The 23,989-nt window shown below is 33.3% G+C and carries 23 protein-coding genes and 1 tRNA gene; 13 read left to right on the forward strand and 11 right to left on the reverse strand.

Going from position 1 to position 23,989, the window contains the following annotated elements:
- Positions 1–51 precede the first annotated feature (51 nt).
- From Q7I96_07810 to Q7I96_07850, 9 genes are all read left to right on the forward strand, one after another.
- Positions 52–921 carry a coenzyme F420-0:L-glutamate ligase gene (locus Q7I96_07810; protein ID MDO9627511.1) on the forward strand — a complete coding sequence of 290 codons (870 nt, stop codon included), beginning with the start codon at positions 52–54 and terminating at the stop codon, positions 919–921.
- A gap of 358 nt (positions 922–1,279) precedes the next feature.
- Complete coding sequence (gene tfe, locus Q7I96_07815; GenBank protein MDO9627512.1) at positions 1,280–1,804, forward strand: transcription factor E; 525 nt, start codon at positions 1,280–1,282, stop codon at positions 1,802–1,804.
- A gap of 286 nt (positions 1,805–2,090) precedes the next feature.
- Complete coding sequence (locus Q7I96_07820) at positions 2,091–2,591, forward strand: TIGR00295 family protein (protein ID MDO9627513.1); 501 nt, start codon at positions 2,091–2,093, stop codon at positions 2,589–2,591.
- 277 nt (positions 2,592–2,868) lie between these two features.
- The gene (locus tag Q7I96_07825; GenBank protein ID MDO9627514.1) at positions 2,869–4,653 is read left to right on the forward strand and encodes a thiamine pyrophosphate-binding protein; all 1,785 of its coding nucleotides are present in this window, start codon (positions 2,869–2,871) and stop codon (positions 4,651–4,653) included.
- Positions 4,654–4,808: 155 nt separating this feature from the next.
- Positions 4,809–6,305 carry a glutamate synthase-related protein gene (locus tag Q7I96_07830; protein ID MDO9627515.1) on the forward strand — a complete coding sequence of 499 codons (1,497 nt, stop codon included), beginning with the start codon at positions 4,809–4,811 and terminating at the stop codon, positions 6,303–6,305.
- A gap of 134 nt (positions 6,306–6,439) precedes the next feature.
- The gene (locus Q7I96_07835) at positions 6,440–7,348 is read left to right on the forward strand and encodes a DUF5591 domain-containing protein (GenBank protein MDO9627516.1); all 909 of its coding nucleotides are present in this window, start codon (positions 6,440–6,442) and stop codon (positions 7,346–7,348) included.
- Positions 7,349–7,648: 300 nt separating this feature from the next.
- Positions 7,649–7,942, forward strand: coding sequence for a metal-sulfur cluster assembly factor (locus tag Q7I96_07840; protein MDO9627517.1), 294 nt, complete (start codon positions 7,649–7,651; stop codon positions 7,940–7,942).
- 95 nt (positions 7,943–8,037) lie between these two features.
- The gene (locus tag Q7I96_07845) at positions 8,038–8,583 is read left to right on the forward strand and encodes an AAA family ATPase (protein ID MDO9627518.1); all 546 of its coding nucleotides are present in this window, start codon (positions 8,038–8,040) and stop codon (positions 8,581–8,583) included.
- A gap of 172 nt (positions 8,584–8,755) precedes the next feature.
- Positions 8,756–8,828, forward strand: a tRNA-Ile gene (locus Q7I96_07850).
- Positions 8,829–9,231: 403 nt separating this feature from the next.
- Here the strand turns inward: Q7I96_07850 and trpD are convergent.
- From trpD to trpE, 7 genes are all read right to left on the reverse strand, one after another.
- Entirely contained in the window at positions 9,232–10,275 is a 1,044-nt protein-coding gene (gene trpD, locus Q7I96_07855) for an anthranilate phosphoribosyltransferase (GenBank protein MDO9627519.1), read from the reverse strand.
- A 230-nt stretch (positions 10,276–10,505) separates the two neighbouring features.
- Entirely contained in the window at positions 10,506–11,300 is a 795-nt protein-coding gene (gene trpA, locus Q7I96_07860) for a tryptophan synthase subunit alpha (protein ID MDO9627520.1), read from the reverse strand.
- 86 nt (positions 11,301–11,386) lie between these two features.
- Positions 11,387–12,568 (reverse strand): tryptophan synthase subunit beta, encoded by a 1,182-nt coding sequence (gene trpB / locus Q7I96_07865; protein ID MDO9627521.1) that lies wholly within the window; start codon positions 12,566–12,568, stop codon positions 11,387–11,389.
- 193 nt (positions 12,569–12,761) lie between these two features.
- Positions 12,762–13,547, reverse strand: a complete 786-nt coding sequence (locus Q7I96_07870) for a phosphoribosylanthranilate isomerase (GenBank protein ID MDO9627522.1) — start codon at positions 13,545–13,547, stop codon at positions 12,762–12,764.
- A gap of 60 nt (positions 13,548–13,607) precedes the next feature.
- Positions 13,608–14,498: an indole-3-glycerol-phosphate synthase gene (locus Q7I96_07875; protein ID MDO9627523.1), complete on the reverse strand. Its 891-nt coding sequence runs from the start codon at positions 14,496–14,498 to the stop codon at positions 13,608–13,610.
- Positions 14,495–15,175, reverse strand: a complete 681-nt coding sequence (locus tag Q7I96_07880; GenBank protein ID MDO9627524.1) for an aminodeoxychorismate/anthranilate synthase component II — start codon at positions 15,173–15,175, stop codon at positions 14,495–14,497. Before Q7I96_07880 ends, Q7I96_07875 begins: the two co-directional genes overlap by 4 nt.
- A complete protein-coding gene (gene trpE / locus Q7I96_07885; GenBank protein MDO9627525.1) occupies positions 15,172–16,539 on the reverse strand; it encodes an anthranilate synthase component I in 1,368 nt (455 codons plus the stop codon). The genes Q7I96_07880 and trpE overlap by 4 nt, the downstream gene beginning before the upstream one ends.
- A gap of 297 nt (positions 16,540–16,836) precedes the next feature.
- On the opposite strand from trpE, the gene Q7I96_07890 reads away from it, so the two are divergent.
- Complete coding sequence (locus Q7I96_07890; protein MDO9627526.1) at positions 16,837–17,340, forward strand: amino acid-binding protein; 504 nt, start codon at positions 16,837–16,839, stop codon at positions 17,338–17,340.
- A gap of 160 nt (positions 17,341–17,500) precedes the next feature.
- On the opposite strand, the gene Q7I96_07895 is transcribed toward Q7I96_07890, so the two are convergent.
- Complete coding sequence (locus tag Q7I96_07895) at positions 17,501–17,749, reverse strand: HypC/HybG/HupF family hydrogenase formation chaperone (protein ID MDO9627527.1); 249 nt, start codon at positions 17,747–17,749, stop codon at positions 17,501–17,503.
- 344 nt (positions 17,750–18,093) lie between these two features.
- Between Q7I96_07895 and Q7I96_07900 the strand changes: the two genes are divergently transcribed.
- Both Q7I96_07900 and Q7I96_07905 read left to right on the forward strand, forming a co-directional pair.
- Positions 18,094–19,425, forward strand: coding sequence for an NAD(P)/FAD-dependent oxidoreductase (locus Q7I96_07900; protein MDO9627528.1), 1,332 nt, complete (start codon positions 18,094–18,096; stop codon positions 19,423–19,425).
- 123 nt (positions 19,426–19,548) lie between these two features.
- Positions 19,549–20,175 carry an FmdE family protein gene (locus Q7I96_07905; GenBank protein MDO9627529.1) on the forward strand — a complete coding sequence of 209 codons (627 nt, stop codon included), beginning with the start codon at positions 19,549–19,551 and terminating at the stop codon, positions 20,173–20,175.
- A gap of 73 nt (positions 20,176–20,248) precedes the next feature.
- Here Q7I96_07905 and Q7I96_07910 read toward each other — a convergent pair whose 3' ends face one another.
- Positions 20,249–21,301 (reverse strand): glycosyltransferase, encoded by a 1,053-nt coding sequence (locus tag Q7I96_07910; GenBank protein MDO9627530.1) that lies wholly within the window; start codon positions 21,299–21,301, stop codon positions 20,249–20,251.
- A gap of 180 nt (positions 21,302–21,481) precedes the next feature.
- On the opposite strand from Q7I96_07910, the gene Q7I96_07915 reads away from it, so the two are divergent.
- Positions 21,482–21,649, forward strand: a complete 168-nt coding sequence (locus Q7I96_07915) for an ABC transporter permease (protein ID MDO9627531.1) — start codon at positions 21,482–21,484, stop codon at positions 21,647–21,649.
- A gap of 195 nt (positions 21,650–21,844) precedes the next feature.
- On the opposite strand, the gene Q7I96_07920 is transcribed toward Q7I96_07915, so the two are convergent.
- On the reverse strand, positions 21,845–22,723 hold the full coding sequence (locus tag Q7I96_07920) for a cell wall biosynthesis protein (GenBank protein MDO9627532.1): 879 nt from the start codon (positions 22,721–22,723) through the stop codon (positions 21,845–21,847).
- A 93-nt stretch (positions 22,724–22,816) separates the two neighbouring features.
- Positions 22,817–23,983, reverse strand: a complete 1,167-nt coding sequence (locus Q7I96_07925; GenBank protein MDO9627533.1) for a radical SAM protein — start codon at positions 23,981–23,983, stop codon at positions 22,817–22,819.
- Positions 23,984–23,989 lie beyond the last annotated feature (6 nt).

Raw genomic sequence — 23,989 nt, forward strand, 5'->3', positions numbered from 1 at the left:
TTAGAAAATTTTAAAAATGAATTAAATAAGCTAAATAGGATTGATTAACAGTTGAGTAAAAATAATTCCAATTCAGTTAATGGTAAAAAATATATTGCAAATCCAGTGCAGACGAATTACATACGTCCTAATCAAAGCCTGGACATTATTATTGAAACAGCTGGGCCTTTTTTAGAGAATCATGATTTTTTAGTCATATCTGAAACACCAGTATCCATTTCACAGGGTCGTTTAGTTGATGAATCTAATTTCAAGCCTTCTTTGAAGGCCATATTTTTAGCAGATGTGTGGTCCAAATACCTATGGGGTTATTTTTTGGGTCCTCTCCTTAGAATCAAAAATAGAACCATTAAAAACCTTAGAAAACTGCCCTCCGAATCAAGATCACACAAAGAAGTCGTTTTAAAATATTATGGTCTTAAACATGCTTTAAAACCAGCATCTGAAGCTGGAATAGATTTAAGTAATGTTCCAGGGACGATGGTTTCACTTTTACCATCCCATCCAGAACAAGTAGCCCGAGAATTATCAGTACAAATAAAAAAAAAATGGAGAAAAGATGTTTTAGTGATGATTATTGATACAGATGTTACTTATCAATTAGCTGGGAAAAAATTTACTTGTTTACCTATTGCCCTAGATGGAATTAAGTCAAATACTGGGATTTTTGGATATTTAATGGGTAGATTTGGTAAAATTGCAGGGCCTACACCATTAGGAGCTTCTTCTAAAATATCAGTTCAAAAAGCACTGGAAATTGCCACTATTGCTGAAAATTATCAAAAATCATTAGAAGGACATTTGGAAACAGTTTATAGCATGAAAAATGAATTTGGAGAAGATATTAATCATATTACTATAGATATGTTAGATTCTATTAAACACACCCCTGCAGTAATTGTAAAAAAGTGTGATAATTAGTGTAAAAAAGTAAAAATGCTTAACTAAAATACAAAAAGATGTTGTTACTAAGAGACAATATTGTTCTTAAAAATATTTAAATACCATAAATTATAATAATAGATATATGCCTATGTTTAGGCAACTACATCGCACTTTTGATATTAATTGCAGAATATTTTTGTTCCTAACTTAATTGTTAAAAAAACGTGAGGGGCTTTATTTCTATAAATTTTCATTGTGCTCGTATTGACCCTTACATGACATTAGAATCTCAATTTTTACTAATTAAACTTTAATTTAATAAACGATTACCAGAATTAAAAATTCAATATAACATCGTATTATATCTGTTTGGTCCTTAGGAGGAACTTGTAAAATGATGAAAGATCCGCTAGTTCAAGAGCTGCTTTATGAAGTCATCAACGAAGAAGAAGAAGGTAGTATAAATATTATCGAGTGCTTAATTGAAGGCAAGGTAACTGATGAAGAAATTGCTGAATATACTGAATTAAGACTAAATATAGTCCGGAGAGTTCTTTACAAACTTTACGATGCAGGTTTAGCCAGTTACAAAAGAAGTAAGGACCCAGAAACACAATGGTATACTTACACCTGGAAATTTGAAACAGAACGCGTTGAAGAAATGATAAAGCGTAAGCATGACGAGATAGTTTCTAATCTAAAATCAATACTGGAATACGAAGAAAATAATATGTTCTTTGTATGTAAAACCAGTGATTGCAGATGCACTTTTGATGAAGCATCTGAAAATGGATTTATTTGTCCAAAATGTGATGGAGAGATGGAATTTGTGGATAATGCTCCCATTATAGAACAAATCAAAGAAGAACTTCATCTTTATGATGGACATGAAGTAGATTTTGGGGCTGAAAATTCCTAATAATCTTTAATTCTAATTTTAGAATTCATTAATTAACTTATTTTAAATTAGCATATTTAATTAATTACCATTATCCACTATTATTATTATTATTATTATTACATTCATTCAAATAGTTGTTTTTTTACACTTAAAAGATTTATATTTCCTATTCACATTGTGTATTTTTATATTAAATGTGTATTTTTAATAAATTAAGAATATAATAATAAATATGCTATATTAAATTAATTAATAAATTGGATTAAAGTCAATAGTAAAAAAAATAAGCTTTTAAGGTGAATATTTGAGTATAAATCTATTAAAAGAAATGAATTGTCCGAAATGGGTAATTCAGCATTCTCAAGCAGTTAATTTAAAATCAATTTCACTATCTGAAAATTTATCAAAAGAATTTGATATAGATAAGGAACTTGTGAAAAAAGGGGCATTGCTGCATGATATTGGCCGTTGTATGACAGACGGAATATATCACGCGGTTCTTGGTGCGGAAATTTTAAAATCAGAAGGGTATCCTTTAAAAGTTATTAAAATTGTAGAAAGACACATTGGGGCAGGTATCCCTAAAGAAGAGGCCATTAAAATGGGTTTACCTCCTAAAGATTTTATGCCTCACTCCATCGAAGAAAAAATTGTGGCCCATGCCGATAATCTCCTACATGGAGATCAAGAAGTTGATATTGATTTCGTAATTGAAAAGTGGTCATCCAGAATGGGAAAAGAACATCCCTCCATTGAAAGACTAATAAAATTACATGAAGAAATTGTGTATCCAACAAGCAATTAAATTATTTTTTGAATAAGTTTTTTGAATTAATTTCAGTTTATCTGTTCTTGTTTTTCTATTAATCTATTTAAGCCTCTTTAAGCAAATATTTGTAATTTTATAGTTTTATATTACTCAAGTTAATAATTTAATATATATAATTCATTTAAAAATTTGAAAAATTGTTTAAATCTTTTTTTATGGAAAATTAGGAATTGATTATAATAATTCGATTTATAATAATATAAATTCTAAAAGAATCATAATATATTTATACATTTTATCAAGAGGGGATTTAATGGTTAAATATCGCTGTACAGTTTGCAATTACATTTATGATGATGAAATAGAAGAAATTCCTTTTTCAGAACTTCCAGAAGACTGGAAATGCCCTGTTTGTAATGCTTCTCAAAAATCATTTGAATTATTATCCCTAGATTCTGAAAATGGCAATAAAGAAAGTATTTCAGAAGATATGGATTTAGGACATTCCACAGTATCCCACGTAATGGTAAATCAAATGACAGAATGGGGGATAGAGTACGTATTTGGAATTCCTGGAACCTCATCTTTAGGTGTTCTTCAAGGTATTAAAGACTCTGACTCTTTAAAATATTATCAGGTTCGACACGAACAAACTGCAGCATTTATGGCATCAGCTTATGGAAAATTAACTGGAAAAGTAGCTGCTTGTCTTACTGTAGCCGGTCCAGGGGCCACTAATCTCAGCACGGGACTTTATGATGCAAAACTTGACCATTCTCCAGTTCTGGCCATAACCGGGCAGGTGAAAAGACAGCTTATGGGACCTGGTTCTTTTCAGGAAATTGACCAACACTCATTTTTTGAGCCAGTTTCTGTTTTTAATAAGCCAATTATTCACAAAGATCAAACCACATTGTTAACGACTCTGGCTATTAAAGAGGCTTTAATAAAAAAAGGAGTTTCCCATATTTCAATTCCCAATGATGTGCAGAAACAGAAATATGAGACTAAACTAATTCCTTTAAATGGTAAAATCCCCCAAACAAATCTTTCCCCAGCAAATGAATTAGTGGAAGCGGCTGCTGAAACAATAAATTCCGCTCAAAGGCCAGTGCTTATTGCTGGTTTTGGAGCAATGGGCCAGGGTGATATTTTATTAGAAATGGCTAAAAAAATAGCCGCACCCATAGTTACCACTTTCCGAGGAAAAGGAGTGGCTGATGAAGATGAAGAACTTTGTGTGGGTAGTCATGGGACTATTGGATCCACTTCTGCATCCCAATTAGTGAAAAACTCCGATCTATTAATTGTAATTGGTTCTTCATATTCTGACATGACACAAATCCCCCCTAAAAGAACCATACAAATAGATAAAGACCCCATGATGATTGGGAGAAAACATTCGGTAGAAGTAGGCCTTTTAGGAGATAGTTCTGTTATTTTACCCGCGCTGCTTGATAAATTGGTTTTTCAGAATCGTTTAGAATATAAAGAAGAAATTAAATTATTAAAAGCAGAATGGTCTAAACTCATTAAAGATGAAATTGACCCTTCAAAAAGCCCTATTCGGCCACAATATATCATGAAAGTTTTAAATGATAAATTAAGCTCCAGTGGAGTAATTACACTGGATGTTGGAGAAAATGCATGGTGGTTTGGCCGTAACTTCCAGATGAAAAAAAGTCAGAAAATGGCAATGTCTGGCTCCTTAGCTACCATGGGTTTTGGACTTCCTGCAGCTCTTGCGGCCCAAATTGCATATCCTGAAAAGGAAGTAGTTTGTATAACTGGAGATGGTGGATTTTCAATGGTAATGGCTGATTTTTTAACAGCCGTTAAATATAATCTACCCATTAAGGTGTTTCTATTAAATAATAGCCAATTAGGAATGATTCAACAGGAACAAAAAGTTGAAGGTTATCCTAACTGGCAGACAGAACTGCTAAACTGCAATTTTGCATCATTTGCTGAAATTTGTGGTGGAGTCGGAATAAAAGTCACCAATCCTGATGAACTTCCACAAAAAGTTGAAGAAGCCCTTGGATTAGATGTGCCAGCCATTGTAGATATTCAGACCGACCCCCGAAGATTTATATAATCCTATTAGTCAGTAAATGTATTTTAAAGTATCATTTAATTATTTTAGCCATTATTAAGAAATTTAAACAAATTATTGTCTCAATAATAATTTTTTAATGTTATTTAGAAGGATTATAATGTTTTCATGTAATAAAAAATTCCAGGAGATCTAAAATGATTCAGGTACCTAACACTGAAGAAAATAGAATTAAGTGTTTATGTAAAAAATGCCCCAGTTATCCGCATAAATGCTCCAGAGAAATTTTATATTGTTCAAAGGGCAGCAGTCTTCTGGAAGTCCATGAAGGAGGATGTCTATGCAAATCTTGTTCCGTGTATTTTGAATGCAATTTAAAAGGACATTATTTCTGTGATAAGGAATTTTTAGGAGACGCCTTTGTTTTAATGCGGAAAAAGAAGAAAGATGAAGATCTTATTTCTTATCAAAAAATGGTAGACATAAAAACTATGGCCGAAACTGGAAAAAGTGTGTTACGTTCCATGGGATCTCCTAAAAAGATGCCATTTTCTTTTGATGATTTCCATTTTATCCCAGCTCAGATTAGCAAAATGCCACTTAATAAAGAACAGAATATTAAAATAAATATTTCAATTGGTCCAAAAGCCAAAAAACCCCTTCATCTCAGTTCTCCCATATTAATTTCAGGTATGAGTTATGGTGCTGTTTCTGGAAAAACCAGGACCGTGATTTCACTTGCTGCTAAAAATCTTAATATTGGATTTAATTCTGGAGAAGGAGGTGTCACCAACGAAGAAATGGAAGTGGCACCTTCACAATTAATAGTCCAATATTCAACTGGACGTTTTGGTTTGACTGAAAAAATATTAAAAAAAGCTTCAGCAGTTGAAATAAGATTTGGGCAGGGAGCATATCCTGGGAAAGGTAGTTACTTACCATCAGACAAAATTAATCCTGAAGTGGCCCAAGTAAGAAACCTTAAAAAAGGTGAAGGAGCTTATTCACCAGCACATCATCCAGACATGAAAACTCCCGATGAAATTAAGGATAAGATTGAATGGATTAAAAAAACAACTCATGGAGTTCCCGTCGGGGCCAAAATTGGTTGTGGGAATATCGAAGAGGATATAAAAATTTTATTTGAAGCGGGAGTCGATTTTATATCTATTGATGGTTTTGGGGGAGGTACCGGAGGTACTGATGCTTTTGTAAGGGAAAATGTGGGTTTACCACTTATTGCTGCATTGCCCAGAGCTGCAAGGATTTTAAATACGCTGGAAAATCAAGGAGAAAATTCCAAAAAAGAAATCATAGCCAAAAATAAAGTTACTTTAATTGCCGGAGGAGGCTTAAGAACCTCAGCAGACATGACCAAATGCTTAGCATTAGGGGCTGATGCAGTATACTTGGGAACTGCTACTTTAATTGCCATAAACTGCCAGCAACACAAGATATGCCATACCGGGAATTGTCCCACTGGCATAACTACCCATAAATCCAAACTTTTGCAAGAATTAAGCGTTCCAAAAAGTGTTCAAAAGCTTGAAAACTTCATAAAAGTATCAAATGAAGAAATTGCAGAATTTATTCGTATAATTGGCAAAAATGATATTCATGACCTCAATAAAGATGACTTAATATCTTTAAACAATGAACTTTCAAAAATGGCTCATGTTAAATGGTTAATTTAATAATTTTGAAATTAATATTTCAAATACATAAATAAAAGTAGAATAATAATTAAGCATAATGAAAAATAAATAAGAATTAATTAAAAATAATTGAAATAACTAAATTATAAGTTCTTATTAGAAGATGATTTAAAATGAAAGTTCTATGTTCCAGTGAAGAGTCACTTTACAGGCCTGAGGCCGTTAGATGGAGAAATAGGATGGGCTTATTAAAACCTCTGGGAGAAGCGGTAGTTATTCTCCCTTGTAGTATGAGAAAACCTTATTCCAACTCCAAATCCCATCAAATTTTTATGAGAGTTAGTAAACGTATTCAGGAAGTTATATTAACATCCCCCTTTGGTATTTGTCCTCGAGAGATGGAAAAAACTTTTCCCATACAATCTTACGATGTTTCCACCACAGGTGATTGGTCTCATGAAGAAATAAAAGTTGTTGGAGAAGTTTTAAGAGATTATGTAGAGGATAAAGAAGTTTTAGCTCATGTTGCCGGAGGATACCGAGAGGTGTGCGAAGAATACCTGGATGATTGCGTGTTCACCTGTGAAGATGGGCGTCCCCTATCACATGAATCAATGCAAAATCTTAAAGACCATATTAAAAAATACCGGAAAATTCCGGCACGTGAAAAACTTCTACATGGATTAAGATCACTAGCCACATATCAATTTGGTCCAGGCGGTGAAGCACTTATACCTGAGGATTGTCATGTGAAAGGACGTTATCACAAAAGAATATTCCATGACAGCGAACAAATTGCTGCCCTATTAATGGATAATGGAGTATATTCTTTGAGTCTTGCAGGTGGGCGCATTTTGTCTGAAATAGGTGCTAAATGGGTTAATATTGAATTTGATCTGAAAACAAATACATTATTTGCTCCAGGAGTCCTTGATGCAGACCCTAACATAGTCCCCAAAGATGAAGTAATCATTCTTAACAAAGGAAATGTAGTGGGAGTAGGTAAAGCTGTTTTAAATGGTGAAGAAATGGTTAAAGCATCCAATGGGGTGGCCGTACGTGTAAGACACCGAGTAAAATAATATTAAACACCATTGAATACTCTATTTTATATTTACTTAAAAATTTTTATCAAAAATTTTAAATATAGTAATGCATTGATAAAAAATCACTTTACTATATTTGTCTATACAAAAACCTTTAGGAATATGCTTTTTATTAAAAAATTAGCTTTAAAAAGTTAAAAATTAATTTTAAGTGAATTCATCAAGATTTATTGTATTGGATAATAAATTATTGAATCATATTATAATTAAAAAATTAATTAAAATTAATGCCTTAAAAGGCCAAATTAACTAAATGATCATATTTGAGGTATAATAATGTCAGAAGAACTTTATGAAAAAGTAAAAGAAGCCCTAACCAAAGTAGCCGACCCCCACATGGGTATCAGTATTGTAGAAATGGGCCTGGTTGAAAACATCGAAATCGAAGAAAAGGACCAGAACGTAGCTAAAATTACTATTAAACCTACCAACCCCGGTTGTATGAGTGCGGCTCGTATGGCCATGGACGCTAAGACCGAAGCCGAGAAGGTTGAAGGTATTGACAAAGCTGAAGTTACTGTTGCTGGCCATATGATGGCCGATGCCATTAATGAAATGGTTAACAAATAATTTAGCTTACTATATTTAATTAATAAATTAATTAGCATAAAATTTATTTTTTTATATATTCTATTTTTATTTTATAGTTTATTTTTGGTGATTATATGGTATCCTGGAATATAGCAGCAGTGGTAGGTGTTCCAGGAGTGGGAAAAACATCACTCTGTAAAAGTGCTGTTAAATCACTGGGATGCAATTACATCAATTATGGAGATTTGATGTTAGAAATTGCCCGGGATAAAACCCTGGCTGAAACTGATAAAGAAATGTTCGCATTAGATATGGAATTGCAGTATGATATATGGAAAGAAGCAGCCCATAAAATTAATGAGAGAGAACATGTTCTTGTAGATCTGCATGGCCTGGATCAATCTCCTGAAGGGTACCTTTTTTCATTGCCTTTAGAAATCATTTGCCCTTCCACAATCGCCATAGTTGAAGCATCTCCTGAAAATATACTTTTTCGCCGGAGAAATGATTTTTTAAAAGATCGTATAAAAGACGATTTTCGAAGTTTAACAGAGCATATGAAGATGCTTAGAATTTCTATGTCTATTGCATCAGTTATTTTAGGAAGTACTGTTTATTTACTTCAAAATGATGAAATAAACAAATCAAAAAAAGAATTAATAGACATACTAAGTTTTTAGAGGATAAAATAGGAATTAAGACAATTTAATCCTTTATTTGCAATGGATCATTTAAAAAGCGTAAAGGATATATACTAGAAACATCAAAGGTTGAGAATACCCCTTTTATTCTGAAATAATGAAGTTAAATAGGAATAATGTTTCATAACATTTTCTAATACCTGTTTATCAGGGGCCCGTGGCTCAGGTGGTAGAGCGCACGGCTGATAACCGTGAGGCCCTGGGTTCGAATCCCAGCGGGCCCATTTTGCTTTTAATTTTGAATTAAATAAATTAAATAGATTTTTTACTCTTTTTAGAATATTTTAAGACGATTTCTATTATTCTAAATTAATTTTCTACTAAATTAATATGAAATTTTTATTTTAAAATAGTATAAAATAGTGGACTTTTTTAATTACGATTTTAAGCAAACCAGATATAATAAATTTTAAATTATGTATCCTAGCTTAATTAAAAATAAGCGATTTAAAGTCGTATTAAGTAAAAATAATGCAAAAAAATAAGGTAATTGAATAATAAAATTACCTTGCTCCAGCCTCAGGTATGTATACAAGTACAATATATAATTTATTTTATTAAAAAAATTTTATTTTGTGGTATAAATAATTAGTGAAATAAAAAAAGATGTAAAAATAGTGATTTATCCTAATTACTAGTTTTAATAAATTTTTTTAATTTTTCAATTGATTTTCCAGATTTAACAGCACGATAAGCAATTTGAGTTCCTTCAATCAAATTATTGGACTTACCAGATAAATATATAATGGCCCCTGCATTAGCTAGAGCAATTTCTAAACGAGCCTTGTCCATGATGGAATCGTTCTTACCATTTAAAACATCCAGAAAAATTTCAAGATTTTCTTCTAGAGTTTCCGGGGCCTTAATAAGATCACTTTTAGTTTTTTGAATTCCAAAATCTTCAGGATTTAATTTTTTTATTTCAATACTACCCTGATCAAGAAATGCAACCAGTGTAGGGCCAACATTGGAAATTTCATCCATTCCCTGTTCTTCATTTTCATCAAAACCGTGTACTACCATTGCCCGCTCGACACCAAGATTATTGAGAACATTAGCCATTATTTCCACATAATTAGCATCAAATACTCCTAAAAGTTGTATATTAGCTCCAGCAGGAGATGTTAGTGGGCCTAAAATATTGAAAACTGTTCTTATACCTAAAACGTGGCGGACAGGCATTACATTTCGGGTTGCTGGGTGAAAATTAGGAGCGAACATAAAGCCCATGCCTGATTCTTCCAGGCATTTAGAGACAATTTCAGGAGAAGCATCAATTTTAACACCCGCTGCTTCTAATATGTCCGCGCCGCCACAAGAACTGGTGACTGCCCGATTACCATGCTTGGCCACATTAACTCCTGTCGAAGAAGCAATTACAGCTGCGGCAGTACTTACATTAAAAGTTTTAAGTGTATCGCCTCCAGTACCACAAGTATCAACTAATTCCACACCTTTAGAAACATTAAGGGGGGTGCAAGCTCCTCGCATGGCCTTAGCAAAGCCAGTTATTTCGTCTACAGTTTCACCTTTGGTGGCTAAGGCTGCTAAAAGGGCAGCTATATGAATATCGCTGGCATTTCCAGATATCATCTCTTCCATACATTGAAAGGCCTCATATTCACTTAAATTTTTCCCAGAAACTATTTTTTGAATATATGTAATCACCAAATCACCTTATTAATTTTAAATAATTTTTAAATAATTGAGTTAAATAAATTAATTAAATTAAATACTCAAATTTTAATTATAGTTAGTTATTAAATCAAACGTTATCCTAAATTCGATATAGAAAAAAATAAAAAAATTAACCAGAAATCAAAATAAAGATAAAATAACAATTAAATGTCACTTAGTCCATAATAAATGCTATTTAAAGTTTTATAGTCCCTGATTTATTGTTAGTTTATCTTATTTTTTGTGGCCTCTTTTAGCTTCCGGGTGTAATCTCCAATTTCTTCCAGCATTTTCTCTTTTTGATTAAGATTTTGAGCAATTATATCAATAATGGCACTGCCTACAATAGCCCCTTCTGCACCGGCCTTAATGACCTCTTTCACATGTGAAGGTTTTGAAATACCAAAGCCCACCATTAAAGGCAAGTCATTGTGTGCTCTTATTCTTTTTATAAGGTCTACCGTACTGGTTTTAACCTCGCTCCTGGCCCCCGTGACTCCCATAACCGAAACCAAGTATGTAAAACCTGAGGAAAACTCAGAAATAGTTTTCAGACGTTCATTGGTAGTGGTCTGGGCAGCTAAAAATATCTGATTAACACCATATGTTCTAGCAGCTTTTACAGCATCTGATGCTTCTTCGGGGGGTAAGTCAGCAGATAAAATAGCATTGAGGCCATTCTCATGTGCTTGTTTGTAAAAAAGATCTATACCTCTTTTATAAATTAGATTATAATAGACCAAGAGGCCAATAGGAATAGAAGTAAATTCTCTTATCCTTCGAATAAACTCAAAACCTTTATCAGTAGTCATTCCTGAATTAAGAGCCCTTACATCTGCATCCTGAACAGTAGGTCCATCAGCGATAGGGTCTGAAAATGCAAATCCAATTTCCAGGGCATCCGCTCCATTTTCCACCAGAGTTTTCACAATTTCCAGTGAGGTATCAAATTCAGGGTCTCCAGCCACCACAAAAGGAACGAAGGCCCCTTCATTTTTGGTTTCGACTCTTTTAAACATTTCTTCATAGCTTTCTATGTAAAGTGACTTTTTAGAAGTTAAGTTTTTAGAAGTTGATTTGTTAGAATCTTCACCCATATTTTCACTCATACTTCCACCCCCAGAAGTTTAGCCGCTAAAAACATGTCTTTATCTCCCCTTCCCGAAAGATTCACTACGATTGTTTTTCCCTTATTTTCCGGCATTTTAGCATATTTCTCAGCATAGGCCACCGCATGAGCACTTTCTAATGCAGGCATTATGCCCTCATACTTGGATAAAAGCTGGAATCCTTTAAGGGCTTCTTCATCAGTGATAGGAACATAATTAGTCCTTCCAATAGTTTTAAGGTAGGAATGTTCTGGTCCTACGCCAGGATAATCCAATCCTGCGGAAACAGAATGGGCTTCAGTAATCTGGCCATCATTATCCTGCAGAACATAAGATAATGATCCATGAAGAACTCCCTCACTTCCTGCACTTAGAGTGGCACCGTGATGGCCGCTTTCAATTCCATCTCCACCACCTTCCACACCAATCAATTCCACATCCTTATCAGACACAAATTCTGAGAATATACCAATAGAATTACTTCCACCACCAACACAAGCAATAATTGTATCTGGAAGATTATTTTCAAGTTCAAGTATCTGTTTTCGGCATTCTTTTCCAATTATAGTTTGGAAATGTTTTACCATGGCCGGGTAAGGATGAGGGCCCATGGTGGATCCTATCAAGTAATGAGTATTTTCCACATTAGTAATCCAGTCCCTCATGGCCTGATTTATGGCATCTTTAAGGGTTCTGGCACCACTTTCTACTGGAATCACCTTTGCACCAGAAACTTCCATTCTAAATACATTTAGACGCTGCCGATCAACATCTTCACTACCCATATAAACGTCCACTGGAATGTCCAGCATTGCCCCTACCGCAGCGGTTGCAATTCCGTGCTGGCCAGCACCCGTTTCAGCAATTATTCTATCCTTACCCATATATTGGGCCAATAATCCCTGGCCGAGAGTATTATTTATTTTATGGGCCCCCGTATGGAGCATGTCCTCCCGTTTGAGGTATATTTTACATCCTAATTTTTTTGAAAGGTTTTTGGCCAGATACAGGCCAGTGGGCCTGCCTGCGAATTCCTTTAAGTAGAAGTCTAAATCCTGGTTAAATTGTTTATCATCTTTATATTTTAAAAATGCACTTTCAAGCTCTTCAAGTGCTGGAATAAGTAATTCCGGGACGAAAATTCCCCCATATTTTCCAAACTTTCCATCCATAATCATTTCATCACCACAGTTTTATATTTAAATTAAATGAGTATTTTATATTGATATTTGTTATTTTTAGATTTCTTCTGATTATTGAAGCAATTTTAATGCCATTATCTTAAATAAATTTTATTAATAATTTTAATTGATATTTGGGCCATTTCTAATCAGTATTGGAATTATATCATAGCCTTGAACTTAGTTCATTTTATTGCCAGTTAAATCCTTTAATTAGATGCATTAATTCTTTTATTTTGTCTTTATTTTTAATTCCTGGTGAATCCTCTAGGGAAGAATTGAAATCAACAACATTGAAGAATTGGCTAAATACATTACCTTCTTTTTTTATCTGGTTAGTATCCATTCCACCCGCTAAGAATATCTTAATATCATCATTAGCAGCTTTAGCAATTTTAGCAGATTCTATGGCCAAAGGAATAGGTATTTGTTTTCCAGTTCCACCACTTTTTCCTTTAATTTGAAAATCAAATAATATACCATCGCTAATTTCAGCAAAAGATATGATTTCTTGTTTTTTAGTTTCTTCCAAAGAATTTCCATGTCTATCTTCATGTTCATTAGAAAGGCCTATAACAGTTATTAGCTTAATTAGATTTCCAGTTATATTCTGAGTCGTGTTCCGAGCAATCAAATTTCTTTTAGAAATTGATGAAGAATCCTTTTCTTCATTTAGTCTATTTTTTAATTCCTTAAATCCATTTAAATCCATTCCATGGAGTTGAATATTATTAATTCCAGATTTTACTATTGTATCATAGGCTTCATCAGTTGTTTCAGGTTCTAAAACCAAAACTGCCTTATTTTTATTATTTAGTGCACTTAACATCTCTTGAATTTGGGCCATAACCTGGAATCTGGGAGACCTCTTGACATTAATAAATCCAACATAATCTGCACCCTGAGTTTCGGCACATTTTAAGTCATCCGCACGAGTTATGCCACAGATTTTTACCTGGATTTTATTTTTTGACATGATAAAATCTCCTCAAGACAATCAAATTTCTTTGAACTTTTTTGAGAATTTTGAGGGTTTTTAAGCAAATTGTTCAAAAGATCCATCTCCAGTTCTGTTTTTGGTGTGTGCACGTGATTTTTTGGGATTCGACTTGTGATAAAGCTCAGAAGAATTTTTTGACATTTGAATAAATCTCTGAATTGTTTCTACAACATTATCAGACTGCATTACACTGGTTCCAATCAATAATGCATCAACACCATATCCACACACCGTTTTCACATCTTCCAAATTGTTTATACCACTTTCTGAAACCAGAACTATATCTTCAGGAATCAATGGGGCCACAGCTTTGGTCCTTTTTAAATCTATACTGAAATCTTTAAAACTGCGATTGTTAATTCCTACGATTTCCGCATCCGCATCTATAGCTTTAAAAACATCAATTGAATTTTTACATTCCACCAGTGGTTCCATTCCCAGCGAACGGCAAGTTTCTATCCCAGCAGAAATATCTGGATATATTTCACTCATTAAAAGGACAGAACTTGCTCCATGAGCTCTTGCTTCAAATATTTGATATTCATCCAAAAGAAAATCTTTTCTCATAATAGGAACATCAATTAGTTTTGAAGCTTGATCCAGAAATTCAATATTTCCCTTGAAAAATTTTTCTTCAGTTAATATAGAAACAGCACTGGCCCCTCCATCTTTATAAAGCATTAAAGTTTCTTCTAATCCCCTGGAAGATATATCTCCAAGAGATGGAGAAGCTGGTTTATATTCACAAATTAATGGAAATGTTTCTTTACTTTTTAAGGCTTTTTTAAAGTTTTTTGGATCATCTGCATCTTTTAAATCCTTTTTGATTTCTTCAATGGGACTTTTAATCATTGATTTTTTTAAATCAACCATTCTTTGTTCGAGGATCTGATCAATGGTTATTTTTTTGGTTATTTCAGAACTCATTCCATCACCAAAAAGTTTTTCACAATTTTCTTACCTTCAGAGGTTCCAATAGATTCTGGGTGGAACTGGAGGCCGAAAATAGGATAATCTTTGTGTTTTAAAGACATTATTATATTATTTTTAGTTCTGGAAGTAATTTCAATGCATTCGGGAGTACTTTGAGAATCACAAATCAAAGAATGATATCTGGCAGCTATTAATGGCTTGGAAACCTCATTAAATAAGCCAGTACCATCATGAAATATTTCACTTTGTTTTCCATGAACTGGTTCTTCTTTAATGATTTTTCCTCCAAATGTAGAAAATATACCTTGATGTCCTAAACAAACTCCTAAAACCGGTATTTTATTTCCCAATTTTTTAATTATATCCCTACAGATTCCAAAATCTCTTTCATTAATTGGATTACCTGGCCCGGGGGAAATAATAATCTTATTTGGATTTAAATCTCTTATTTGAGATAAATTCAGCTCATCATTCCTAATAACCTTTATTTGAGAGAGCGATTTAACTAAATCATGGTCAATATTAATACCATTAATATTAGTATTATTAAATGCATTATTAGATTCGTTAGATTCTTCATTAGAATCATTAAAAAGTTCCTGAACTATCTCTCCAATCATTTGGAAGAGGTTATAGGTGAATGAATCATAGTTGTCAATTATTAATATCATTTAGAATCACCTGACATTTCCAATGAGCTAACTAACGCTCGGGCCTTGTTTTCGCACTCCAAAAACTCATTTTCTGGAACTGAATCATGAACTATTCCAGCTCCGGCCTGTATTTTAGCATTTTTCCCCTGGCAAACCATGGAACGAATGGTGATAGCGAAATTAGCATTTCCATTTAATGAAAAGTATCCTAAAGCTCCAGCATAAGCATCACGAGGCTGACCTTCCATTTCCTCAATAATTTCCATAGCCCTTATTTTTGGAGCGCCGCTAACCGTTCCTGCAGGGAATATGGCTGAAAAAGCATCAACCGCGGTTTTTTCCTTTTGTAAATTCCCAGTTACCCTTGATAAAATATGCTGGACATGGGAAAACTTCTTTATATCCATATATTCTGGAACTTTAACTGTTCCAAAGTCACTGACTTTTCCCACGTCATTACGGGCTAGATCCACCAGCATTAAATGTTCTGCTTTTTCCTTCTCATCATTAAGAAGATCCTGGGCCAGTTGATTATCATGAGCAGTATTTTCACCACGAGGACGGGTTCCAGCTATAGGAAATGTTTCTACTTCCCTATTTTCAACTCGAACCAGCATTTCCGGGCTGGATCCAATTATTTCTCTCTCATCAAGTTTCACATGATACATGTAAGGCGAAGGATTCATTTTTCTTAGAGTATCATAGAAACAAAGTTTATTGCCGGAAATTTTATATTTTTGGGCATTGGAAATAACCCCTTGGAATATTTCGCCTTCTTTTATTCTTTCTTTTGTCTCTAAAACCATTTTTTCATATTGGTTTTGTGAGAAAAATCTTCCATCATTCTTAAAATACATTTTGTCTTCTAAGATATAATCTTCCCGGGCAGTTCTTAGAACTTCTTCCACCCGGTTCTGGCCTAGAGTAACATACTGGCAGCGACTAGAAAGCTTGTCAAATATAATTCCGTCTAAAAACAAACCAAATTCAAAATCAGGGAATTTTCCAGGGCTTAAGTTGACTGGTTCAAAAAATCGGGCCGCTTGATAAGAAACATATCCCACCAAACCCCCACAGAATCCTTTTCTATTGTTTCCTCTGTGGATTAATGATCTTATTTCATTGAAAGGATTTTCTGTATCAAATTCTTCTACAGCATCTTCTTTTTTAATTTCTAAAAATCCTTCTTTGGCAGTTAGGGTTAATTCTGGTTTAAACCCTAAAAAAGAATATCTGGACAAACCACTGTCACTTTCCATGGACTCTAATAAAAAAGTACTGGAATATTTAGAATAAATCTTTTTAAATAATTCAAATGGATCGTTAAAATCCAATGGTATTGTTTTAAGGGCTTTTAATTTAATATCGCCAAAAACATTCACTCCTGCTCATTTTTACGCCTATCTCCATTAATAATTAATTTTTTATAATTTAAACAATTTTGGTAAACAATTGGTCAATTTTGAATTCATCATAAATAATAACCAAATAAAATCTATAACAACTAATTGTCCTATACTATAAAGTACTATTTAAACCTTTTTTGTACATAAATGTTCATTTGTACGCAAGTTTATATAATTGTGTAAACAATAGGATTTTAAAGAATTACATTGCTAATTTTTGCTAAATAAATTGGATTGAATATTAATGATTGAATATTGATAATTGGAGATAGTATGTGGAACAAAATAAAGCATAAGTTTGAAAAATACCCTGCTAGAATGAATGTAGCTCGAAAAATCGTTAAATTAGGCCTCCGAGTTAATTACAACGGGAAAATATACTGTGAAGATGTTGAAATTAGTGATGTGGCCCTAGCCAGAGCTGTAAATGTGGATCGGCGCAGTATTAAATCAACAGTAGAAGTTATTTTGGCTGATGATGAGCTCTCAGAAATTTTTGGAAGCATTATGCCCGCGGGAGCCCTTTTAAAAAAGGTAGCAAAAAATTTAGAATTTGGAGTAGTCGAAATAGAGGCAGAAGCAGGAAATCCAGGGATTTTAGCACAATCCACCCAATTAATATCCTCCAATAACATAAGTATACGTCAGGCCCATGCAGGAGATCCGGAATTAGAAGAAATTCCTAAATTAACAATAATAACTGAAAAATCAATCCCTGGCGAACTTCTAAGTAAATTTCTGGATATAAAAGGCGTTAAAAGAGTTTCCATATATTAAATAGGGCATGAATGGATTGATTCCAGATTATTTTTAAATCCATTAGAAACTTGATAAAATAAAATCAATCTAAAAAAATAACTCAAAAAGAATAAATTAGCTTCAATTAAGCATTTTAAAACTTAATTAAGCCTAAAAAATTTGTTTTTGTAACTATAAATTACAAATTTTGCTGGTCTTCTTCATCAAGGACTTTTAAAAGTTCGTCCCATGCTTCCAAAGATTCTTTAGCAGCTTCATCAGTCATGACTTCAATAGCATAACCCGAGTGGACCAGTACATAACGCCCTTCTTCCACATCTTCCACTAAATCCAATTTTACTTGCTGTCTTACACCACCAAAGTCTACAACAGCTATTTTGTCACTATCATTAATTTCTATTATTTGAGCAGGTGCCGCAATGCACATAAAATACTCTCCATTTTTAATTTTACAAAAATTTAAATTTTTTAAATTTATATAATTTAATATTCAGTTTAAAGATTTAGAATATTTTTTTAGAATATCTTTAGTCGCTATTTTAAATTCTAAGTTAAAACGTGAGTTATTCACTAATACTAATTCTAAGCTAATCTCAAAATTTAAATTAGTATTAACTAATAAATTTAGTAAAGAACATTACATATAAAGATTTGTAGGATTGAAATTTTTATAAGTAGTATTCCCATTAGCATCATAAATAATTCCATCTAAAAATTTCAAAATATTAGCTTGAAATATAAAATAAACACTGAAAGTAAAGGAGTCATTTAATGAGAGTAGTAATAATTGGAGGAGGCCCTGCCGGGCGTGCTGCAGCACTGGAATTGTCAAAATTAGATCAAGATATCACCTTAATTGAAAAAAAACATATGGGTGGCACTTGCTTAAATGAAGGGTGTATGATGGTTTGTGGGCTGGTAGATGTGGCCCGTTTCTTAAATGATGCTGAAAACTTTCAGAAGATGAGAATACTAAATATAAACCCGAAATTGGAGTATAAAAATGTGGCCAATGGGGTAAAAGAAACCCTTAACAAATTAAGGCACGTGAGTGAAAAAGAGATACTGGAAGCTGAAGTAGAGCTAATTTACGGAGAAGCAATTCTTAATGATGGATTTGTAAAAGTCAATGCCCAGGAAATCCATTATGACAAGCTGATTATTACCACGGGTACTCGGCCATTTTATCCACCTATACCTGGAGCAAATATGGCTTTAACTTACTCTGATATCCTTGATTTGGAAAAATTACCTGAAAAATTGATAATTGTAGGAAGTGGAGTGATTGCTGCGGAATTCGCAGGAATTTTCTCCTCATTAGGATCCGAAGTACATGTTTTATGTAGAACTGGATTTTTAAATGTCCTTGATTCTGAAGTAAGTGATTTCGTGGCCAAAAATCTTTTAGAAAAAGTGAATATTCACCAAAATGTTGATGTAGTGGAAATAAGTGAAGAAGGTGCAGTGACCAGTGAAGGTATATTTGAAGGAACCGTACTCATGGCTACTGGAACTATTCCTAATTCGGAATTAGTAGATGGTTTGGTGAAAAAAGGCCATAGGGGAGAAATTTTGGTAAATAAAAAAATGCAAAGCAGCCATGAGAATATTTATGCCGCGGGAGATGTAGTAGGTGGAATAGGGAGCACACCCATAGCCCGTATGGAAGGTATAGTGGCAGCTAGGAACGCGCTAGGAATTTCTGCCCAGGCGAATTACGAATATGTGCCCCATTCTATTTCATTGGATTATGATGTGGCATTTTTAGGTCCAGGAAATTCAAAAAATACTCCTAAGAATAAAAATTCTAATGGTCAGCCCGTTGAAAATATAGTAACTGGTAAAATTCCAGGCACTGCTGGACCAGGATCTTTCTGGAAAGTCCTATCCCGCAAAACCGGTTTTACACAGATGGAAGTTGATTTAGACAGTGGGTCATTGGAAAAATTGTACTCCATAACACCTTCCGCACGGCACAATATGGCCTATATCTCTATGCTGCTGCGCTTAGGCCATAAAACCTATGATTTCGAGAATTTCATAGAAGCACACCCATCTACAGATTCTATTTATAAATTGATGAGATTTTTTGGCAAATATTAGTCTTGAAAATACTAAAATTTACGATACTATAGTTTTTACAGGTAAAAAACTGAAAAATTTTAAATAATTTAATAAAAATTTAGATATCAGTTAAATAAATAAAATAAGAAATAAGAGGAAAAAATGCAAAGAAAATCTGATAATACTAAAAATAACAACAATATAAAAGATTTCAGTGAAGTGACCAGTTTCCATGGCCATGTATGTCCTGGATCTGCACTGGGTTATAAAGCAGCTCAAATGGGCATTAATATGCTTTCTTCCACCAGATCTGAAGACGAAGAAATAGTGACCATTGTGGAAAATGATAGTTGTGCTGTGGATGCCATTCAAGTTTTGACTGGTTGTACCTTTGGTAAAGGGAATCTTATTTTCAATGACTATGGAAAACAGGTTTATAAATTCCTGAATAGATCCTCTGGAGAAGGTATTAGAATTTCTTTGAAAGATTCATTTGAAATGGATAAAATAGACCCTCAATTGAGTATTTTAAGAAAAAAAGTCTCTTCTGGACAAGCCAGCGCAGCCGAAAAAGAACTTTTAAATGAGAAAGTGCAGTCAGTGGCCAATAAAATACTGGAAATGGATGGGAAAAATATATTCAAAGCAGAAAAAGTAAATATGGCTCTGCCCCCTAAAGCTTCCATCTTTAAATCCATTAATTGCCAAAAATGTGGAGAATTAGTTTCAGAACACCGAATAAAAGAAGTTGAGGGAATTAAAGTCTGTATTCCCTGTTCAAAAGAATAAATCTTTTAATATTTTGATAAAATACTGATAAAATACGGATTATTAAATAAATTAAATTTTTTTAAATAAAATCCTAGTCTTTCTTTTTTGATTCTTTTATGATAATATCAGCCACTTTATTTCCGGAATTTAAAACATCTTCCCCATAACTCTGAGCTTCTGCTTTCATTTCAGATATATTGTTCAGAGCATCCTTAATTTTTTCTTCTAATTCATTAATTGGACTTTCTAAAACGGCCCCTGGAAATACAGCAGCCATATTGTGATATCTACCGTATTTAACTCCGGTTAAAGCTACAATAGGCACTTTGCAGGCAATGGCCTCATGAATCATTACCCCATCATCAGATAATATGGAAACATCTGCTAGGTCATAAAGGTCTTGTATCCAATCCACATAACCTAAATAAATTATATTATCTCCTTCAAGATATTTTAAAAACTCATCTTCCAGGGGATAACCCACCACCAGAATATTAGCATCAATATCACTTAAAGAAATGTTTTGAGCAGCTTGTGCAGTTATTTCAAAAAGAGATGAGCCTGAAGAAAACAATAAAGTAGGTTTTTCAGGGTCAAATGATTCTGGCATCTTTTTTAAGGCTTTTCTTTTATCTCCCCCAATTACGTCCGGATTGATAGGAGAATAAGCCTTATAAATATTTTCTTGGGTCAAATTTTGCTGGAAAAGGTTTGATTCAGGCAATACAATGTTGGCATTGAGTCTGGTGCATACTTTAGCATCAGTAGGAGTTATTAAAATTCCAACTGACGGCACCCTGGCCATTTTAGAAGATAAACATCCGATAATGGCTCCGCCTCCAATAATCCCCACTACAACATCGGGTTTTACTTTTCTGATTAGTTTGAATGCTTCCAGCGAAGCTTTAGTGGTTTTAAAGGCAGCTTTAGCCAGCTTCCCCTTGGTGGCCGCGTGTCCTCCCGCCTGAGGAATGCTTATTTTATGCCATTCAATTCCTGCTTTCTCCAATAAAAGGCCTGGTGCCGTGTGGTCCAGAGCATATTCACAATCAATTCCTTTTTTTTCCAGTGCTCGAGCTATATTTATAGCAGTTACAGCATCTCCTCCCATTCCTCGGCCAGTAATCATTAATAAAGCTTTCATGAAATCACCTTGAGTTAAATAATTTCTAATTAATAATAATAATAATAAATTTCTAATGGTTAAATAAGTCTAAGTATTCTAAAATCATGGTTATTTGAGATTTGTTATTCTGATATTTTATTCTGATATTAATTATAGGGTGAAAATTTAGAGTGAAGTTAATTAATTCATATTTTTACAATTTATTCCTTTTACAAATTTCTTTTCTTATATAATTTACCAGTTTTTTTATTATCTGGAGTATTCTGGCCGGTGGAAGCGATACCAATATGGTTAAGGCCCATATCTTATTTAGTTCCTCCCAGCTACGCATTTGATGCTTGTAGAGGCGTTATGCTTAAAGGTTGAGGTTTTGCACAAGTATGGTCTGATTTTCTGGCTTTAATCTTATTTGCAGTATTCTTCTTATTAGCAACCTGGTCTCTTAAAAGAAAGAGTTAATTTAAAAACTATAACTTATAAAATTCCGAAGTTCACTAATTAAATTAAGACAAAATAGGTACGAAAATAGGATATTTAAAAATTATTTAAAAAGAATTATAATTAAAAAGGGTTATAAAAAAGCCTTCTAAATCCTATTTTTATTAAAAACCCATTTTTTATAGAAATTTTTCTTTTTTTGAAGATTATTTTACGGAATAAGTCACCTAATCCCCCACCCGTGAGGACATCCATAAAATAATCCCCAAATGTGGGGTTTTCAATTCCCAGTTTATTTTCCAGGAAAATTTGGAGATTATTTCTTCGAATTATAGCTATCAGAGCAGTTGTTATTAAAAATAAGATCAAAAGGCCCATAAAACCACCATACAAATAGAACATTATTCCCAAAACTATTGCAAATGAATGATTTCCTACTTCTCCCATCATGATCTTTCCATTATAATCTAAAGGAGCATATCCCACACATACAGCCAATATTAGAAGTGGAGTGAAATATAAAGAAGCATCAAAGTTTCCAGAGATTAAATAAAGTAGAATTACTGTTCCAGACATGAATAATATAGTGCTACAAGCTGATCCCGGCTGCATGTCCGCAATATTCAATGGCTGAATCATTAAGGCAACTAAAATAGAAGAAGGACCTAACAAAGGATATCCCAGAATTACAACCATTAAAATTCCCAATCCCCGGAATAATTGTCCTAATTCTACAGGCAAACTTTTAATCTTTTTTCGACCAGTTAAATCATCTAGAAAGGCCAATATTCCCATTACAGCTACAATATACGAATAATTTGGGTTTAAGAAAATTATTAAGACTAAAAATGGGGCTATTCCTACTGCACGAGGAGTACCGCCCCTTACTGATGAATAAAGATTTTTAATTTTTCCCTTGCTCCCTAATTGTCTTATTAATATGTAAAAAATAATAGTTAACCCTGCGGATAGGATTCCTGCTTCTAAAATTTCGATTAGCATTCTTGCACCGATTATGAAATACATCAGCTTACTTTTTGATTAAATAACTTAATTAAACAATTTAAATTCCATGAATATTAATAAAATTTAATCCTATGGGCCAAAATGGCCTTTTTCTGTTTGAATAATGACTGTTTTAAGACCAGTTTCATTAAGAATATCTTTTATTTCTTTCATTTCATTAAAATCCGGTTTTTTCAAATCCATTCTTTTGAATTCAGGCCTATAATCCAGAACACATACTTGAATATAGGGATTTATATCTTTTAGGGCATTACCTATTTCCATTATTTCTTTTTTTGAAATCAAAGAACTATTATAAGGAATTCCAATTCCCATGAAAATTTTTGGATCATCAGAATTATCTATTTCCTTATCCCCATTTTTATCATTATTATTCTTATCTTTATCAAAATCTTTAAATATTTTTTCTTCAAGTCCGTAGTCCATTTTATAATTATCCGCAATGTATTTGACAGCATTCCATGAGTTTTCAAGGTACTTCACTGCCAACTGGTGGTCACTTACTCCAGTGATATTCTGAAATGTTTTTACATTAATTCCTTTTAAATCAATCCCAATACGATTCATTCCAGAATCTATCAACTCATCGATGTATTTAGGAGTTAAAATAGTTCCATTAGTATCAATATGAATATTAACATTCTTGTCATATCGTATGATTGAATTCAAAGTTTTTATGACCCATTTGCGGTTTAAAGTGCTTTCTCCTCCAGAAAAAGCAATGGTATCTAAACCATGCAAATCCTGAAGTCCCAATAAAATTTGCGCTGTTTCTTCCGGTTCAAGTAAATTTCCCTTGCTGGTAAATGCTACCAGATCATTTTGACATTGGGGACATCTAAGATTACAGCCATGGGTGAAACAAATAGCTTCAATAGGTTCTAAATTTTTCTTTAAATTATAAGGAGTGCCCACACCACCAACCCTATGGACCCCAAAACCACTGATCACCCTTAAAGGTGTTTTAAACTTCTTGAAAGTGTTAATTTGCATGCCATTTTCCAGGGGAGTGTTGCAGGATAGAGCCATCTGACCATTTACTTCAATAACACAGGCCCAGCAACCTCCACAATCACATGGAACAAAAAGACACTCTTGTTTTGGTATTATACTTGATTCTTTAGGATCCTCACAAGAGAATTTAGAAATATTTATTCCTAACTGGTGAATGGCATCTTTAACCATACCTGAAGATTCTATTTCATTTCCATTCACCATAACCTTAAAATTCTGCATATAACT

Source organism: Methanobacteriaceae archaeon, from assembly GCA_030656015.1.
In the GTDB taxonomy this organism is placed as follows: Archaea; Methanobacteriota; Methanobacteria; order Methanobacteriales; family Methanobacteriaceae; genus UBA349.